Consider the following 16937-nt stretch of genomic DNA (forward strand, 5'->3'; position numbering starts at 1 on the left):
GGAGAGCTCGCAAGAAGGATAATGGCAGGACAGAACACCTGCCAGCTTGACGTATTCAGCCGCCTCATGCAAGAACGCGCCCATCCAGGGCTGGAATGCTGCCTATCCTCAAGTAAGGCCTACGTCGCGAGATCCTTTATTGCAAACCGAACATCCCCAACAAGGCATCAAGCATCGAACTATTGAGACTATAATTCTCATCCCAACTCCAGATGTTGCGAACCATATCTAACATCATTATGCCGGCCAGTACGAGTAAAATCGCGGGGGCGAAAAGCAACAGGATATTTCCGAGGGTGTATTGCCCCTCAGCAGCTGGCATCGCTGCAGCGCCGGCATAAGTTCCCATGCCTAATTCACCAACTGGGGAATCTCCGAAATCTTCAGAGAGCACAACCCCTTCGTCTTCGTCGGCAGTGAAGGCGTCTCCCTCCAAAACCCCAGCACCAACCTCCTCTTCAAATCCACCCAAATCTGCGTCCAAGGCGATTACCTGCGAGCTGCTGTCGCCGTCGTCGAGCCCCCCTTCACTCAAAGGAGTTAATTGGAAATCATCGTCGGTCTGGAGTTCTGCGCTGGAGTCACCAGAGAGACTGGAAAGGCTCGATCCTCCTCCGAGTAGTGAGATCTCGGGGTCTGATCCTTCCAGCGAAAGCGAACTAAGTATTGCAGATCCCCCTACGTCGAGAGGAATATCGTCGAGAGCTAGGCCGCTATCAGAGGGCGAAATCAGATTGATCCCGCTATCGCCACTGTCGAGTGTTAAATCGCTGCCACCCGATTCCGCCAGAATCAGGTCATCGTCTACAGCCAGATCAAGCTCTGAACCCGACCCTTCATCACTTTGAAGCGTTACACCAGAGAGTTCTTCTAGAGGCACGTCGGTCGAGCCCATATTTGCATCGTCTTCTTGCTCTTCATCGTCGAGTCTTAGATCGCTATCGCCCTTATTGGAAACCAAAGACTTCTTCGACTTCTCCTCACCAGTCTCCAAATCATCGGCGCTGAGCGCAAGGCTCGATTCGGCAGCCAGATCGATTTCCAATTCCTCAAGGTCTTCGAATTTTCGCTTGGCACTGGAAAGATCATCATCATCATCGAGAACTCCTGATCCAGAAATCTTTGACGAGTGGATATCGGAAGCATCACTCGAGGAAAGCTTCGTGTCTTCCTCGTCGGTCACGTCGTCTGCCAACTCAAGTTCCAGATCGGCATCCTCTAGTTCCTTGCGACCGATAATCGTACTCAAGGATTCGCTAACCGATTCGCCTAACTCTTCTTCACTGAGTAAGATCGAATCTGAGGCATCACTCGAGCGATCAAGAGCTTCAAGATCAACGTCACTGGTCTCGGCAGTCACTGTGTCTTCTTGTTCCACCAATTCGAGTTCGCTTCCCGCGGAGAGGGCATCGGTGTCCGCCAAACGGAGATCAACTGCCGATTCATCGGGTTCAGGCGAAGACGCCTGCTCTACTTCGTCGGCCAAGCCGAGTTCGTCGTCCAGATCCAAATCTTCTAGTGGTTCTGCAGCAACGAGTTCATCGGGATCGATAAGTCCAATATCACTGGGAGGAGGAACGTCCGGGACACCTTCTTCAACCATGCCCTCGATTTCGTCGCCACGGAACTTCCAACTCGATCCGTCGCGATAAGCACGCAACATCCCGCTCTCGCGGAGTTCGTTGAGTTTGTCCGCTGAGATTCCCAGCTTCTCAATCGCATCGTCAAAACTATAAAACTTCTGTTCCATCGACACCTCGTGGTTTCCAAGCGAACTTGGATTGCCTCAGGCTCGGCGCCGTGTCCTCCGTGTGAGCGAGCGAGCTAATTAGTAATAGGTTTTTCCTAAATTCATTTTCTCTTTATCGAGTTCTTTATATCTGCCGGTGAAGGGGCACCACTGTTGAATTCCAGCATCTGCAAATCTGCACTCAGATCACGGATGCTCTTCAGTTGGATTTCTCCCGTATCCCGGCTGATATCGTAAACTCCCATCACCCTCGCAGCGGGATCGATCACGATGACCCTCAAGGGTCGTCCGTCAACATCCTGCACATGCGTGATAAGTCCTGCGCCAGCCAACCCGGTTGGCTGCAGTGAAGCCGCATTGACAGGCTGCCAATTCCACAGCATTGCCACTACCAGCCACCCAAATCCAAGCGTCGAAAACCCTACGCCAATCCTTTGCCACATCATTCAGCCTCCTGTTCTATGAACCCCTCATAGGGTTCGGTTTGGGCAGCAACTCCTACTATTCATTCTAAAAGCAGCATTCCCAGGTTCAAGGAAATTTCGCCTTATCCTATTGCGGTGCTTGATTTTACTCAAACCGAGAATTACTTAAACCGAATAATCGCTAGAACTGCAGGGCCAAACGCCCCGATTGCGTTCCCAGGGGTGTCTGGTACCTTGGGTTCCATGGACCCGGAAAACACTACAAAACGCCTGGAGTTTGCCGTCGAAATTGCCCGCCTGGCTGGGCAAACCACTTTGGAGCACTTCCGCAGCCCCAATCTGGCGGTTGAGCGAAAACGGGACGGATCCCCGGTAACTCTGGCCGATCAAGGGGCAGAAAAACTTCTCCGCAGCCAAATTTCTTCTCAATTTCCTGCGGATGCAATCCTTGGCGAGGAATTCGGCGAAACTGAAGGTACCAGTGGTTATCAATGGATCCTTGATCCCATTGATGGCACTAAAGCGTTCATCTGTGGCGTCCCTCTCTACACGACTCTGGTGGCAGTGATGCACAACAATGAGCCTCTGGCGGGAGTGATTTACGCCCCAGCGGTTGACGAGATGGTTTATGCCGCGAAGGGAAACGGATGCTGGCAGGTGGTTTCTGGTGGATCGCCCGAGCGATGTCGGGTTTCTCAAGTGGCATCTTTAGATGAAGCCGTCTTTCTAACCACCTCAGTACGTTCTTTCGCCGAGGATCGCACCCCAGAAGGGAGTGCTGTTTTCGATGCTTTGGCCGCCAGCTGTCGAGTCACCCGTACATGGGGTGATGCATTTGGCTATCTGCTCGTCGCCACTGGCCGGGCGGAAATCATGATCGACGCGGTAATGAATCTCTGGGATGCCGCCGCACTACAGCCCATTATCCAAGAGGCGGGCGGGAAATTCTTTGATTGGCAAGGAAAGCCCAGCGTCCACAACGGCGAGGCCATCGCCACCAATTCTGCCTTGGCAGAGGCGGTACTCAATGTGGTCAAGAAAAGGGGTAATCCGTCGTGAGACTCAACCTGCTGCATCACGATCTGCCCTAACTTCTGCCTCCATCAGCGGTTGCGTAGCCTGCTGGGATCGCTATACTGAGCGGTTTATCCAAAAATCAGTTCAACCACTGTAATCAAGTACGCGAAGGACCAGAACAATGGCCCGACAATGTGAAGTTTGCGGCAAGGGACCCCAAATCGGCAACTCCGTCACGATCCGCGGTAAGCGGAAGTATCTCGGCGGGGTGGGTACAAAAATCACCGGCATTACTCGCCGTCAATTCAAGCCGAATCTCCAAAAAGTGCGGATCAGCACTCCCAATGGCACACACAAGTCGATCCTGGCTTGCACCCAGTGCATCCGCTCCGGATCGATTACCAAGATTGTGCGTCAGGCACCGTTCAAAGTTCCCGAACAACCGGTTGTCTCTTAGACCAGCGATCTAGAAGTTAGCTGGACCGGCGAGAAGTGGGATGGCGATCACTCGCAGCGACGTTGAAAAAGTCTCGCTCTTAGCGCGATTGCAATTTAGCGACTCCGAGTTGGATCGGCTCACAGGAGAATTGGCTCAAATCGTGGAGTATGTCGATCATCTGAGTGAGGTTCCCACAGAGGGGATTGAGCCGATGGCCCACGCGGTCGAGGTGCACAACGTCTTTGTCTCTGACGAAGTCATGCCTAGCTTGCCCCGCGACAAAGCGCTCGCCAATGCACCACGTCATAACGACCGAGCGTTCCTAGTACCTCCCGTGCTTGGATAGTTGACGATATGTCCTCGCATTCTTCACTTATCGAGTCCTCGGCTACCGCGCAGCTTGAGCTACTCATGCGAGGTGATCTCTTTTCGGTCGAACTCACTCAGGCTTATCTCGATTCGATTGCGTCACGAGATGCGAACGTGGGGGCCTTTCTGCGTGTGGAGAAGGACAGAGCACTTGCTCAGGCAGCATCCGTCGATAAGCGGCGGCAGTCAAATAAACCACTTGGCAAATTAGCTGGACTTCCCGTAGCTGTGAAGGATGTGCTCTGCGACCAGGACACGATCACAACCTGCGCCTCGCGAATGCTAGAAAATTTCCGCGCTCCCTATGATTCCACTGTTGTTGCCAAGCTCAAAGCAGCTGATGCCATTTTGATTGGCCGCACAAACATGGACGAGTTTGCCATGGGAGGATCGACCGAGAACTCTGCGTTTCAGATCACACGTAATCCTTGGGACTTGGAGCGAGCTCCTGGAGGATCGAGCGGTGGGGCGGCAGCCTGTGTGGCAGCAGACATGGCTCCGCTGTCGATCGGCACTGACACGGGAGGTTCGATTCGTCAACCAGCAGGTCTCTGTGGTGTGGTGGGACTCAAGCCAACCTATGGCCGGGTTAGTCGCTTTGGGCTGGTGGCGTTTGCCAGTAGCCTCGATCAAGTAGGCCCGCTTGCGCGTACTTCCCAAGATGCAGCACTACTACTGGAAACAATCGCAGGCCACGATTTGCGGGATGCCACTTCGCTCGACCGGCCAGTCCCTGCCTACTCCCAGTCCGTTGCCGAGCCACTTGCCGGGGTGCGAATCGGACTAGTGCGTGAACATTTTGCCGAAGGGCTCGACTCAGAAGTCGCGTCGGCCGTCCGCGACGCGGTTGCGGTCTATGAATCCCTTGGAGCAACCGTTAAGGAAATCTCATTGCCTCATAGCAAACACGCTGTGGCAACCTACTATGTAATAGCTCCTTGTGAGGCATCCAGCAATCTGGCCCGCTACGATGGCGTTCATTATGGCCACCGCACTGACGAGGCAGAGATGCTGGAAGAGCTCGCTGCGGAACGCAAGGCATTGGAGGCCGCCAAGGATGAGGTCGGCCTCTCACGATTGGATTCCTCGTTGGTCCGCATGTACAGAAAGTCTCGCAGCGAAGGTTTCGGTGCGGAAGTGAAACGCCGCATCATGCTCGGAACTTACGCCCTGAGTGCCGGGTATTACGATGCGTATTACTTGAAGGCATTGAAAGTCCGACGCTTGATTCGTCAGGATTTTGACGAGGCATTCCGTGAAGTGGACCTGATCGCCGGCCCCGTTACCGCTCAAACTGCCTTCAAAATCGGTGAAATGGTCGACGATCCGCTCTCAATGTATCTTGTCGACCTATACACGGTCAGCGCCAATCTAGCAGGCATCCCCGGGATCAGCCTACCCTGTGGATTCGACAAATCAGGCTTGCCGATCGGTTTGCAGTTATTGGCGCCTCCTCTGGAGGAAGAACGCTTACTTCGTGGCGCCCATATGTACGAACAAGCTACCGACTGGCATCAACGTAGACCCGAGATCTAATCCATTCGCGCGATTCGCAGACCACCCAGTTATGTCACAGCTCTACACCACAGTCATCGGTCTGGAAGTTCATGTGCAGCTTGCCACCAAGAGCAAGTTGTTCTGCCGATGTAGTACGCAATTTGGGGCGGAACCGAATACTCAAACGTGCTCTGTTTGCCTTGGGCTACCGGGGTCGCTGCCAGTGATGAACCGGACAGCTTTTGATCTCAGTTTGAAAACAGCTGTGGCACTCAATTGTGTGATACCCAAATTCACGAAATGGGATCGCAAACAATATTACTACCCTGATTTGCCCAAGGCCTACCAGATAAGCCAATACGATTTGCCGATGTCGTCGGCGGGATGGCTGGAAATCAGTGATGAAAAAGGCTCTTTTGAACCCAAGCGTGTCCGAATTACGCGGGCTCATCTGGAAGAGGACGCCGGTAAGAGTATCCATGACGAAGCTGCCGGCAAGGCTGACAGCGAGATCGACCTTAATCGCACGGGAACTCCTCTGCTGGAGATAGTCTCTGAACCCGATCTGAGCAGTTCTGCTGAAGCCAAGGCCTATCTGCAAGAGCTAAAGCTGCTCCTGACACATATCGGCGTCTCGGACTGCAACATGCAGGAAGGGAGTCTGCGGGTGGATGCCAATATCAATTTGCACATTGATACGCCGGAAGGGAAAATTGCCACCCCGATCGTCGAGATTAAAAACATGAACAGCTTTCGGGCTGTTGAACGTGCGCTCGACTACGAAGCCCCGCGACAGTTCCGGGTGTGGCAAGAGACGGGTCAGAAAATCGGCGAGGCCCCCAAGCAGACCCGCGGCTGGGACGATTCAGCAGGGGTAACTCGTGGACAACGGAGCAAAGAAGAATCGAGTGATTATCGCTACTTCCCTGATCCCGATTTGGTCCCCGTGCTAGTAACCGACGATCAGGTGGCCGAAGCACGTAAGTCTCTTGGTGAGTTGCCTGCTGACCTACGGAACCGGTTCGTTCAAGAATATGGTCTCTCAGCCTACGACGCGAGTGTGATTGTCAACCAAGGTCAGGGAGTGACCAACTATTTCGAGCAGGTTGCCCGCGAGAGTGGTGATGCCAAGAGTGCTTGTAAATGGGTAACCCAGGATATATTGAGGCTGCTCAAAGATGGGGAACAAGAAATAAATGCGATCGGGGTATCCGCCGCGAACTTGGCGGGAATGATATCGGCAGTCAACGATGGCAAACTGCCAAAGCCGCGTGCAAAAGAGGCCTTTGAGCTGATGCTCTCCACAGGCAGCACCGCGCAGCAGGCGATACAAGAACTGGGAATCGAACAGGTCGACGAGTCGGCGCTAGTCGAGCTCTGCCGAGAGTTACTTGACAAGAATCCTCGTGTGGTTGCCGACGTGCAGAGTGGCAAAGTCCAAGCGATTGGTGCCCTGATCGGACAAGCCAAAAAGCTCAATCCCAACGTCGATCCGGGCAGGTTTCGTGAGATATGCCTAGAGTTGGCTATGGAGTCAAGTTCCTCAGAGTAAACTCATGAGTAACTACCCTATCATCACTCTCACCACTGACTTTGGCGCGAGTAGCCCCTATGTGGCGGCGATGAAGGGGGTGATTCTCTCGATCAACTCTCAGGTTCAGTTGGTCGATATCACACACGCGATCCCTCCCCAGAAAATCCGTCTCGCTGCTCAGGTTCTTGCTGATACGACTTCCTTTTACCCACCAGACACCATCCATGTGGCAGTTGTGGACCCCGGTGTGGGGACCTCGAGAGCCATTGTCTACGCCGAAATTGCCGACCAGCGTTATGTTTGCCCCAATAATGGCTTGCTGGATCGGTTGGCGGATCGGCACCAGCCCACTAAGATGATTCGAGTCAGTGAACCAAAGTATTTCCGCACTCCGGTGGCTCCGACCTTTCATGGCCGCGACATCATGGCACCTGTCGCAGCCCATTTGAGCCTGGGACTTGAACCTGAAAAACTGGGTCCACGGCAGGCGGAACTTGTGAAATTGGAGTGGCGTGGAGCAAAGAGAATGGCAAATCGAATCCAGGGAGAAGTGGTGGCAGTGGATTCCTTTGGGAATCTTGTCACCAACATCACGCGCGAGATGCTTGCTGACGTTCCCACCGATGAAACGGTCGCAATCCGTTGCGACGACCACGAGACCCGCAGCATATTTCAGACCTACGGCGATCAACCGCCTATGACACTCATCGCGCTCATCGGATCGAACGACCAGCTTGAAATAGCCATCGTAGACGATAGCGCCAAGATCATGCTGGGAGTTGGTGTCGGTGCCCCTGTTGAAGTTTCCTGGTAAGTCTTTCCATTCTGCCTCGATTGTCCCATGCACACTCCTGAAATGCTCGCCCAGTGGGATCGCGACCACTATTGGCACGCCTTTACCCAGATGGCTGAGTATGAACCGCTCATCATCGATTCAGCGTCTGGGGTCTGGCTCTATGATATCCATGGTAACCGCTACCTGGATGGAATTAGCAGCATGTGGTGTAATCTCCATGGTCATTGCAATCCGGTGATCGATGAGGCCATCGGGGCGCAACTCAAGAAACTAGGCCATGCCACTTCCCTTGGCATGGCGACCACTCCGGCAATTGAACTTACCCGGCGACTCGCCGAGTTGGCTCCGGGTGACCTCAACCACGTGATGTTTGGCAGCGATGGTTCATCCGCTGTCGAAGCTGCCTTGAAAATCGCCTTCCAATACTGGAGGCAATGCGAGGAGCCACAGCCACAAAAGACCAGCTATATAGCCCTCGGCGAGGCGTACCATGGCGACACCCTAGGTAGCGCCAGTGTCGGCGGAATCGACCGCTACAATGCCATCTTCCAGCCGCTCCTGTTCAATGTGCATCGCTTGCCAGTACCTGATTCTAGAACGCTCGAGACGGATGCTGGCCCACAGCTTTTCCTCGGTCAGCTCGAATCCTTGCTCGCCAAGCACCATGAAGAGATTGCTGCACTGGTGATTGAGCCTTGTATTCAGGCGGCTGCGGGAATGGTGTTTCACCCGGCAGGCTATCTTCATGGGGTGCGTGAACTAACCAGCAAATACAATGTCCTCTTGATTGCCGATGAAATCGTGACGGGCTGCGGAAGAACAGGAAGAATGTTCGCCTGCGAGGGAGAGGACGTGGTGCCCGATCTGTTGTGCCTGGGCAAGAGCCTTACCGGAGGCTACCTCCCACTGTCAGCAACGATGGCGACTACCGAAGTCTACGAAGCGTTTCTCGGCTCTCACGCCAGCGGGCGGGCCTTTCGGCATGGCCATACCTTTGCAGGAAATCCCTTGGCAGCGGCCGCAGCGTTTGCATCGCTGGAGCTGCTGACCAGCGAAGATGTCCAATCACGGTTGCAACTGCTGATCGATCAGCTCTGCGGAATTCTTCATGGGATGGATTCTTTGCCACATGTTTCAGAGGTCAGACAAAAGGGCCTGATTGCAGCTGTGGATCTCGCGCCAGGAGGCTCCAAAACGGCAATCTATCCTGTTGATCTTCGAATCGGTCAAAAAGTCTGTCGCGATGCCTTGAAGCGAAAAGTCTGGCTGCGCCCTCTAGGTGACACGCTCGTGATCATGCCACCGTTGTGCATCTCAGCAGAGGAAATGGCCTTTCTCGGCGAAGTTCTCCACGAGAGTATCGAGGTGGTGACACAGCAACAACAATAGCAACCGAATTCTGCTTTGGAGATGAGAGCAGCTATCAGTATGTCGGCTGGGGTTTACGCGGACGGAAAGTACCAGGGCTGTACTGATTCCTCGGGGGCGCATAATCTCCCTTGGCTTCAAAGGGGAAATCCTCCGCTCGAGCAGAGTTGCCTAATGCCACTGTCCGCAATTCTACCTTCCAGCCCATCAGATTAAGAAACTCATCGAGCGAGATCGTCTCTATGCCGAGTCGGTCAGCGCTCTTGGTCATCTTGGCCCAGGCTTGTTGCTGGTCAACTGACTCTTTCATTGTACTCTCTGGAAACGTGCCCAAGATCAAATAACGGGTATCTACAGTCATCTCACCGTCCACTTCTCCTCCCTTACCAGGAAGAGCATCGACTTTGCCATTATTGAGCGCGATGATTCGCTTTAGTTCTTCAATGTCACTCTTGCCGTCGCCGTTAATATCGACTGTGCCTGCAATCGCAAAACCAACCTGTCGGCCGCGATTCCAAACCTGGCTGTAGATTTTATCCCCTTCCATCAAGGGCCGGGTAGGAATATCGCTGGTAACACGAGCCTCAGCCATGTGGGGGCTGAGAATCTTTGTAACTTCAATACTCCCTTTCGAATCGGCCTTGAGGGCATCGCTCTCATCCCCGCTGTAAACCATGAAAGTCACTTGAGGTCGCAAATGATCTTCCTCTCCAAGGTTGATCCATACTTTCTGATCTTTCTGATTCACCCACCGTACCAATCCATCAGCTGGTTGAGCAAATGGATCGGGATCAAGCTGGTTGCTCCTTAGCAATGTGATATCACGATCCAACTTGGCGAGTTGATCGGCCTGCTTCTTTCCTGCTGAGGAAAGGTCACTACGGGCCTTGTCCACTTCCTGACGCTGCTGGGCCAGTTGTTCCGAGAGCTTATTCTGCTCGGCAATTAAGTCTTGGCGTTGCTTTTCGAACTTAGTTCGTTCGCCGGCGGCATCTTCCTGCAGTTGTTTGTATTTCTGATCGTACTCGGCAAACTGTTTGTCTTTTTCTGCTTTGAGGGCCTTCAATTGCTCATCGAGGTCCTTGACATTGGATTTCGCCGTCGCTTCGCTCTGCGCTAGTTTATGATTTTCTTGCTGCAAGTTTTGCAGCAAGGGACTGTAGTACCTCACGCTTTCATCAAAGGTGCTACCGTACTTCGTCATGTCCTCTTCGAAAGACTTCTGCACGGTATCTTGGGTATCTTCCTCTTTGAACCCCATCATTTCCTTGAAGCGGTTTGCCTCGGACTGAGCGCTGCCGGCGGCTTGCCTCTGACTTTGTGCATCTTGGACGGCCGTATCCGCGCGGGCTTCTTGCTTCTTGCGTTCATTGTTAATGAGCAGCAGGCCCACGATCAAAAGAATCAATAGCAACACAAGGCCAATTACTACGCCTTGCAAAGTTTGGTTGTCTCGAGAAGCCATAGTTTTTCTCTGTTTTCTTGATTGCTTGTGGCTGACTCACTAGTTAAGGCCGCAGGATAGTGAATACTGCTGTGAGCATTACGGTTCTGGCGACGCTACCAACTATTGTACGAAGCTAATCAACGTAAGTGCGAATTCTTCATTGCGCTTGTTTGCCCGGGACGAAGATCTTAAAAGTCAGTCAAGGAAAAGCTCACCCTAACTTTCGTGGTCACGAACAATAGGAATCGCTCTAAGTCGATGTTAATTGTGGGATTACGTCATGTCAAGAATTGGCGAATAGGAGGTTTGGGCAATAGCGATTCTGCCAAATAGTTGGCTGCCTTTCTCACTGCCGAGACCTTGGTAGAGGAGCGCTCGTAAGCGATACTGGCCCTCATCAATTGCATCCGATAATCGGCCCAGGCAGGACATTTGGGCGATTGCGTGGTCTTAGATTCCCTCAGATTGGCTCAATAAACCATGCCCACTCCCTCACGACAAACAACCTTGCCTGGGATGGAGGTAGACCCAGGGAGTGAGAGTCTAGAGATTGATACCTCGGCGAAATCCAATGATCTCACGGGGTGGAGCATATGTGCGATCGATGCTCATTCTCTTATCTTTCAGGTTTTCCATGCGATTCCTGAGATGACCAGTCCCCACGGGGAACCGGTCTCGGCTGTGTTTGGCTTCGTACGAGACATTTTGCAGTTGCTGGAAACTCGCAAACCGGATGCGATCATCTGCGCTTTCGATTTACCCGGACCTACCTACAGGCACAAGCTCTATTCCGACTACAAAGCCGACCGTGGCGAGATGCCCGCTGATCTCATCCCACAGATTCCCAAGATCACTGCGGTACTCGACGCGCTGGGAATCCCGGTCGTGAGTAGCCCTGGGTATGAAGCCGACGACGTGTTGGCAACTCTCTCGCGGCAATGTCACGAAATGGGCGCAAACTGTCTCATAGTGACCGGCGACAAAGACTGCCGTCAGTTGATAACCGAGCGAGTATCATTGTTCAACATCCGCAAGGGTCAAGTTTATGACGCTCAGTCGCTCCAGGCTGATTGGGGCATCCTTCCCAATCAGGTTGTCGATTTTCAAGCCCTTGTGGGAGATAAGGTGGACAATGTACCGGGGGTCCCGCTCATCGGCCCCAAGATCGCGCAAGAATTATTATCTAAATATGAAACGCTTGAAAACGTGCTGGACCACGCCAGTGAGGTCGCCGGTGTCAAACGCCAGCAAAATCTGATCAATCATCGCGCTGATGCCCTCATGTCGCAACAATTGGCACGTCTGGAGACACAGGTGCCAGTCGTGTTCGATTGGCATGCGGCCAGACATCGCAAAGTCAATTACGAGCAGCTCAATGAGTTGTTTCGCCTGTACGGATTTCGCACGATGGGCGAGCGGGTAGCGGCACTCGATAGATCGGGTTCTGCACCGCCACAGACGCAGCCGAATCCTTCAACCGCGACCTATCACCTTGTGGACTCCGAGGAAAAGTTGACTGCGCTCGTTACGGAATTGAGTCAACAACCGCTGATTTCAGTTGATACGGAAACGACCGATATTAATCCCCGTCTAGCCCAAGTCGTTGGATATGCGCTCGCATTTGAGCCAGAAGAAGGCTATTACGTCCCCGTACGCGCCCCGGTTGGGCAACCTGCGCTCGATCCCCAAAGGGTCGCTGACTTATTGCGACCAATCTTGGAGAACCCCGAGATTGCCAAGATTGGGCAGAATCTCAAATACGATTACGTCGTGCTGAGACAGGTCGGCATTCGGCTGACTGGGATCGCTTTTGACACGATGATTGCCAGTTTTCTCCTAGACTCAGGCGAAAGAAGCCATGGCTTGGACGGACTTGCTCTTCGCTTACTTGGGCACGAAACCACCAAGATCGATTCGCTCATTGGCAAGGGGAAAAATGCAAAGCGTATGGACCAGGTCTCGGTCGAAGCGGTAGCCCCTTACGCTGCCGAGGATGCCGAGATTCCCTTGAGGCTCATGCCGATAATGGCAGAAGGATTGGCAGAAAAGCAATTGGAGGAATTGAATAACACGGTCGAGGTCCCGCTAGTTGCGATCTTGGGTGACATGGAATTTGAGGGAATCTCGCTCGATACCAAGCGGCTGGCCGAATTAAGCGCCGAATACCGTACAAGACTGGATAAGCTGACAGTCGAAATCGAAGAGATGGCAGGACATCCCTTGAACATCGCCTCGCCCAAACAGTTGGCCGAGTTGTTGTTTCGTGAGCTGGGACTTCCCGTCATCAAGAAAACCAAGACCGGAGCCAGCACCGATGCTAGTGTGTTGGAAGAATTGGCATCGTTGCATCCCTTGCCGGCGAAAATAGTCGAGCATCGTCAATACGCTAAGCTACTCAACACATACATTGACGCCTTACCAGCCATGGTTCACCCAGAAACTGGGCGAGTCCATGCTTCGTTCAATCAGGTTGTTGCCACTACGGGACGGCTCAGTTCCAGCAATCCCAACTTGCAGAACATCCCCATTCGCACTGCGGAAGGACGAGAAATTCGCTCCGCTTTTCAGGCAGGCCCTGCAGGGTGGAAGTTGCTGGCAGCCGACTACTCGCAAATCGAACTGCGTGTGCTGGCCCATTTTTCCGAGGACGAAACTCTTTGTACAGCCTTCGCCAACAACGAAGACATTCATACCTTGGTCGCGAGCCAGGTGGAGAATGTCTCTCTTGGCGAGGTAACTTCCGACATGCGCCGACGGGCCAAGGCTGTCAACTTCGGCATCATCTACGGCCAGAGCCCCTTTGGCTTGGCCAAGGGGCTGGGGATATCACAGGACGAAGCCGCCCAGTTTATCGAAACCTACTTCGCTCGGTATCCGGGTGTCTTGCAATTTATGATGCAAACGCTCTCTAAGTGTCGTGAGCAAGGGTATGTTTCCACATTGCTCGGCAGGCGTCGATCTGTGCAGGGGGTGCGACCCGTCCCCGCAGGTCTTCGCGAAGAAAAAACAGGTTCCCTACGGCAACTCAACCTCGCAGAACGCACCGCTGTCAATACGGTCATCCAGGGCTCGGCTGCCGACTTGATCAAGTTGGCGATGATCGGCGTAGAGCGGGCACTCTGCGAATCGAGTCTGTCAGCCAAGATGCTGTTGCAAATACACGACGAACTCTTATTCGAGGTATCTCCTGACGAGGTCAACGAATTGGCCAGGTTGGTGGTTTCTGAGATGAGTGGTGTGCTGCCACTAAGGGTCCCGCTGCAAGTCGATGTAAAATTCGGCGACAACTGGGCGGAATGCGAATCGTGGGAAGAAGGTTAAAATAAGTTTGAACTTGAAAGTTCAATTGTCGGCACGTGTTTGGGATTTTATTATATGCTAGTAATTGGTCTCATCGGCGGAATCGCCAGCGGCAAGTCGGCTGTTGCCAAGGAACTTTCAGTGCTGGGAGCCACTGTGTTGGATGCCGATGCGGCGGCCCATAGGGTCATCAATCGATCTTCCGTCCGCTCGGCCTTGGTAGACCGATGGGGGGCCAGCATTCTCGACGAAGTTGGCCAAGTCGATAGGCGGGCGGTTGCCAAACGCGTCTTTTCAGCTGACTTAGGGCGCAGCGAGCTCAAATTTCTGGAAGGGCTACTACATCCATTGATCCGGCAGGAGTTTGAAACCGAAATCGCGAGTTTGTCGCAAACCCCCACTCCGGCAGTGGTTATCGATGCCCCCCTCTTACTCGAGGCAGGGTGGGGTGAACTCTGCGACGTGTTGTTGTTTGTCGACAGCCCGTTGGCCGACCGCCAATCCAGAGCCGAAAACCTGCGTAACTGGAGCCCAAACGAATTAGCCACACGTGAGGCCGTCCAATTGCCGATAGAGGAAAAACGGCATCAAGCCACACACTTTGTATCCAATGAAGGGTCGCTTGAGAGCCTAACTGCGCAAGTACGCCAATTCTGGCAGCAACTGCCGCAGACGTGAAAGGAAGGCAACCATTCAAGGTCTTAACCAAGAATTAACGCCGGGCGACTTCCCCTGGCACTGTTTCTGTGTATATTAGTAGCACTGGCAGAGAAAGTACTTTCATGTCAGCCCGCCCGACGCATTTCCCGCGTCAAGAAAATTTTCCAATTTCGCTTTCCGTAATTATGCAGTTTCTGCAATAATGGGGTATAGCCCACCAAAGGCTCCTCCTCGTTTTGCTCCCTAAGATATTCCCCGCCGGCGCAGTTCGCGCGCCACATTCCCTCACTTTTCAGGAGTTTACTATCATGTCCGAAACCGGAAATTATGGCACCAGGTCTGGCCGAGGTTCATCCTACAACCGTCGTCGACGTCCTTTTGAGAGCACCAGCGACAGCCATATCGATGGCGATGCCCTAGCCCAACTTGAGCGAGAAGAACCGCTCTCGATCGCCGAAGAACTTGATAAGGCCGCTGAGCGAGTTCGTCGTGTTGGCAAGGCCATTGAGCGCACTGATTCGCCAGACCCCAATATGCACATCGCTGCCTTGCAGAAGATGTCCATGCCCGAGCTGATCGAGGTTGCTGAGACGGAAGGGGTCGAAGAGGCGGCAGGCCTCAAAAAGCAAGATTTGATTTTCCGCATCCTCAAGCAGCGAGTCAAACTCGACGGCATGATGTTCGGTGAGGGGACTTTAGAAATTCTCCCGGACGGATTCGGATTTCTCCGGAGCCCCGACTACCACTATCTTTCTTGCCCGGACGACATCTACGTCTCGCCCAGCCAGATACGCCGCTTCGGCTTGCACACGGGTGCCACGGTAGCGGGCACGATTCGTCCTCCCAAAGAAAACGAGCGGTATTTCGCTCTCTTGCGGATCGAGGCGATTAACGGTGCCGACCCCAATCTACTGTCCCGCAAAGTGTACTTTGACAACCTTACGCCAGAACATCCCGACGCTCGGATTTCCATGGAAACGACTCCCGACGAGATCGCGATGCGAGTGGTCGATATGATCGTCCCGATCGGCTTCGGCCAACGCGGTCTCATTGTCAGTCCCCCTCGCGCGGGCAAGACGATTTTGATGCAGAAAATGGCCAAGAGTGTGTTGGTCAATTATCCCGGAGCCTATGTCGTGATGCTGCTCATCGATGAGCGGCCTGAAGAAGTCACCGATATGGAGCGTGAGGTCAAAGGTCCCAACTGTGAAGTGATTAGTTCAACGTTTGACGAACCGGCGGCACGCCACATTCAGGTTGCCGAGATGGTCATCGAAAAAGCTAAACGGATGGTGGAATACGGCCGCGACGTGGTCGTTTTTCTCGATTCGATTACCCGCTTGGCTCGAGCCTGGAATTCGGAGTGCCCCAGTTCCGGAAAAATTCTCTCCGGCGGCATCGACGCCAATGCCATGCAACGTCCTAAGAGATTCTTTGGTTCCGCCCGAAAAGTGCAAGAAGGTGGTTCGCTGACAATCATCGCCACCGCATTGGTCGATACGGGCAGCCGCATGGACGAGGTCATCTTTGAAGAATTCAAGGGGACCGGCAACCAAGAAATCTTGCTCGATCGCCAATTGGTCGACAAACGGATCTGGCCAGCCATCGACATCAACCGCAGCGGAACCCGCCGTGAAGAAATGTTGATGGATCCCGAAGAACATCGTCGAGTGTGCATGTTGCGGCGAGTTCTGAACGAGATGAGCCCAACCGACGCGATGGACCTGCTCACCACACGACTGCGGAAGACCAAGACAAATGCTGAGTTCTTGATGAGCATCAAGGAGTAAGCGACATACCGCGCGTTTTCATCCATGGAACGACCTCCGCTAGACGGATCCGAACGATTTGCGATTGTTGTGGCCGAGTGGAATCGCTCGATCACGGCGAAACTGCTTCAGGGTGCGCTCAGCACACTGGTAGGCGCTGGTGTTTCAGAGTCTCAAATCGATGTCGTCTGGGTCCCAGGAGCATGGGAAATCCCAGTGGTGGCCCAACGATTTGCCCAATCCGAGAGCTGTTCTGCAGTGATTTGCCTGGGTGCAGTCATTCGAGGAGAGACGTCGCACGATCAGCATATCAATCGAGCCGTGAGCCTGTCTCTACAACAGATCTCCCTGGCCAATGATCTGCCGATGCTCTTTGGATTGCTCACTTGCGAAACAATGGAACAGGCGATTCACCGCTCCGGGGGCAACGTGGGCAACAAAGGCATCGAATGTGCCGAGGCCGCGCTGGCAATGGTCGCATTGCTCAAGAACTGCCCTCCGGCATAGAATGCGATACCCACCGACTAATCGGAAGAGCGGAGCTGCCTCCGATTTCGAATTCAGAA

14 protein-coding genes are annotated in these 16937 nt (G+C 53.5%); 11 read left to right on the forward strand and 3 right to left on the reverse strand.

Annotated features, from left to right (window positions below; all coding sequences use genetic code 11):
• Positions 1-136: 136 nt before the first annotated feature.
• Together Pla144_RS10020 and Pla144_RS10025 are read right to left on the reverse strand one after the other, a co-directional pair.
• Positions 137-1750, reverse strand: coding sequence for a helix-turn-helix domain-containing protein (locus Pla144_RS10020; protein ID WP_146450546.1), 1614 nt, complete (start codon positions 1748-1750; stop codon positions 137-139).
• 101 nt (positions 1751-1851) lie between these two features.
• Complete coding sequence (locus Pla144_RS10025) at positions 1852-2196, reverse strand: hypothetical protein (RefSeq protein WP_146450547.1); 345 nt, start codon at positions 2194-2196, stop codon at positions 1852-1854.
• A gap of 222 nt (positions 2197-2418) precedes the next feature.
• On the opposite strand from Pla144_RS10025, the gene hisN reads away from it, so the two are divergent.
• The 7 genes from hisN to bioA all read left to right on the forward strand — a co-directional run bounded on the left by hisN (position 2419) and on the right by bioA (position 9216).
• Positions 2419-3234 (forward strand): histidinol-phosphatase, encoded by an 816-nt coding sequence (hisN, locus tag Pla144_RS10030; RefSeq protein WP_146450548.1) that lies wholly within the window; start codon positions 2419-2421, stop codon positions 3232-3234.
• 139 nt (positions 3235-3373) lie between these two features.
• A complete protein-coding gene (gene rpmB / locus Pla144_RS10035) occupies positions 3374-3649 on the forward strand; it encodes a 50S ribosomal protein L28 (protein WP_146450549.1) in 276 nt (91 codons plus the stop codon).
• A 40-nt stretch (positions 3650-3689) separates the two neighbouring features.
• Positions 3690-3977, forward strand: coding sequence for an Asp-tRNA(Asn)/Glu-tRNA(Gln) amidotransferase subunit GatC (gatC, locus tag Pla144_RS10040; protein WP_146450550.1), 288 nt, complete (start codon positions 3690-3692; stop codon positions 3975-3977).
• 8 nt (positions 3978-3985) lie between these two features.
• On the forward strand, positions 3986-5536 hold the full coding sequence (locus tag Pla144_RS10045) for an Asp-tRNA(Asn)/Glu-tRNA(Gln) amidotransferase subunit GatA (protein ID WP_146450551.1): 1551 nt from the start codon (positions 3986-3988) through the stop codon (positions 5534-5536).
• A 31-nt stretch (positions 5537-5567) separates the two neighbouring features.
• Positions 5568-7049, forward strand: a complete 1482-nt coding sequence (gene gatB / locus Pla144_RS10050) for an Asp-tRNA(Asn)/Glu-tRNA(Gln) amidotransferase subunit GatB (RefSeq protein ID WP_146450552.1) — start codon at positions 5568-5570, stop codon at positions 7047-7049.
• 4 nt (positions 7050-7053) lie between these two features.
• The gene (locus tag Pla144_RS10055) at positions 7054-7845 is read left to right on the forward strand and encodes an SAM hydrolase/SAM-dependent halogenase family protein (RefSeq protein ID WP_146450553.1); all 792 of its coding nucleotides are present in this window, start codon (positions 7054-7056) and stop codon (positions 7843-7845) included.
• Positions 7846-7872: 27 nt separating this feature from the next.
• A complete protein-coding gene (gene bioA / locus Pla144_RS10060; RefSeq protein WP_146450554.1) occupies positions 7873-9216 on the forward strand; it encodes an adenosylmethionine--8-amino-7-oxononanoate transaminase in 1344 nt (447 codons plus the stop codon).
• A 34-nt stretch (positions 9217-9250) separates the two neighbouring features.
• Here bioA and Pla144_RS10065 read toward each other — a convergent pair whose 3' ends face one another.
• On the reverse strand, positions 9251-10660 hold the full coding sequence (locus Pla144_RS10065) for a hypothetical protein (RefSeq protein ID WP_146450555.1): 1410 nt from the start codon (positions 10658-10660) through the stop codon (positions 9251-9253).
• 462 nt (positions 10661-11122) lie between these two features.
• Here Pla144_RS10065 and polA point away from each other — a divergent pair, with 462 nt between their 5' ends.
• The 4 genes from polA to ribH all read left to right on the forward strand — a co-directional run bounded on the left by polA (position 11123) and on the right by ribH (position 16878).
• Positions 11123-13963, forward strand: a complete 2841-nt coding sequence (gene polA, locus Pla144_RS10070; RefSeq protein WP_231936294.1) for a DNA polymerase I — start codon at positions 11123-11125, stop codon at positions 13961-13963.
• A gap of 54 nt (positions 13964-14017) precedes the next feature.
• A complete protein-coding gene (coaE, locus tag Pla144_RS10075) occupies positions 14018-14620 on the forward strand; it encodes a dephospho-CoA kinase (protein ID WP_146450556.1) in 603 nt (200 codons plus the stop codon).
• Positions 14621-14910: 290 nt separating this feature from the next.
• Complete coding sequence (rho, locus tag Pla144_RS10080; RefSeq protein WP_146450557.1) at positions 14911-16392, forward strand: transcription termination factor Rho; 1482 nt, start codon at positions 14911-14913, stop codon at positions 16390-16392.
• Positions 16393-16416: 24 nt separating this feature from the next.
• Positions 16417-16878, forward strand: coding sequence for a 6,7-dimethyl-8-ribityllumazine synthase (gene ribH / locus Pla144_RS10085; protein ID WP_146450558.1), 462 nt, complete (start codon positions 16417-16419; stop codon positions 16876-16878).
• Positions 16879-16937 lie beyond the last annotated feature (59 nt).

The sequence above is a fragment of the Bythopirellula polymerisocia genome (genome assembly GCF_007860015.1).
GTDB classification, from domain to species: Bacteria; Planctomycetota; Planctomycetia; order Pirellulales; family Lacipirellulaceae; genus Bythopirellula; species Bythopirellula polymerisocia.

What these genes read in the sequence shown, in the direction of transcription:
- Pla144_RS10020 (WP_146450546.1), bottom strand. Translation starts at nt 1,750, where the DNA reads ATGGAACAGAAGTTTTATAGTTTTGACGATGCGATTGAGAAGCTGGGA.
- Pla144_RS10025 (WP_146450547.1), bottom strand. Translation starts at nt 2,196, where the DNA reads ATGATGTGGCAAAGGATTGGCGTAGGGTTTTCGACGCTTGGATTTGGG.
- hisN (WP_146450548.1), top strand. Translation starts at nt 2,419, where the DNA reads ATGGACCCGGAAAACACTACAAAACGCCTGGAGTTTGCCGTCGAAATT.
- rpmB (WP_146450549.1), top strand. Translation starts at nt 3,374, where the DNA reads ATGGCCCGACAATGTGAAGTTTGCGGCAAGGGACCCCAAATCGGCAAC.
- gatC (WP_146450550.1), top strand. Translation starts at nt 3,690, where the DNA reads ATGGCGATCACTCGCAGCGACGTTGAAAAAGTCTCGCTCTTAGCGCGA.
- Pla144_RS10045 (WP_146450551.1), top strand. Translation starts at nt 3,986, where the DNA reads ATGTCCTCGCATTCTTCACTTATCGAGTCCTCGGCTACCGCGCAGCTT.
- gatB (WP_146450552.1), top strand. Translation starts at nt 5,568, where the DNA reads ATGTCACAGCTCTACACCACAGTCATCGGTCTGGAAGTTCATGTGCAG.
- Pla144_RS10055 (WP_146450553.1), top strand. Translation starts at nt 7,054, where the DNA reads ATGAGTAACTACCCTATCATCACTCTCACCACTGACTTTGGCGCGAGT.
- bioA (WP_146450554.1), top strand. Translation starts at nt 7,873, where the DNA reads ATGCACACTCCTGAAATGCTCGCCCAGTGGGATCGCGACCACTATTGG.
- Pla144_RS10065 (WP_146450555.1), bottom strand. Translation starts at nt 10,660, where the DNA reads ATGGCTTCTCGAGACAACCAAACTTTGCAAGGCGTAGTAATTGGCCTT.
- polA (WP_231936294.1), top strand. Translation starts at nt 11,123, where the DNA reads ATGCCCACTCCCTCACGACAAACAACCTTGCCTGGGATGGAGGTAGAC.
- coaE (WP_146450556.1), top strand. Translation starts at nt 14,018, where the DNA reads ATGCTAGTAATTGGTCTCATCGGCGGAATCGCCAGCGGCAAGTCGGCT.
- rho (WP_146450557.1), top strand. Translation starts at nt 14,911, where the DNA reads ATGTCCGAAACCGGAAATTATGGCACCAGGTCTGGCCGAGGTTCATCC.
- ribH (WP_146450558.1), top strand. Translation starts at nt 16,417, where the DNA reads ATGGAACGACCTCCGCTAGACGGATCCGAACGATTTGCGATTGTTGTG.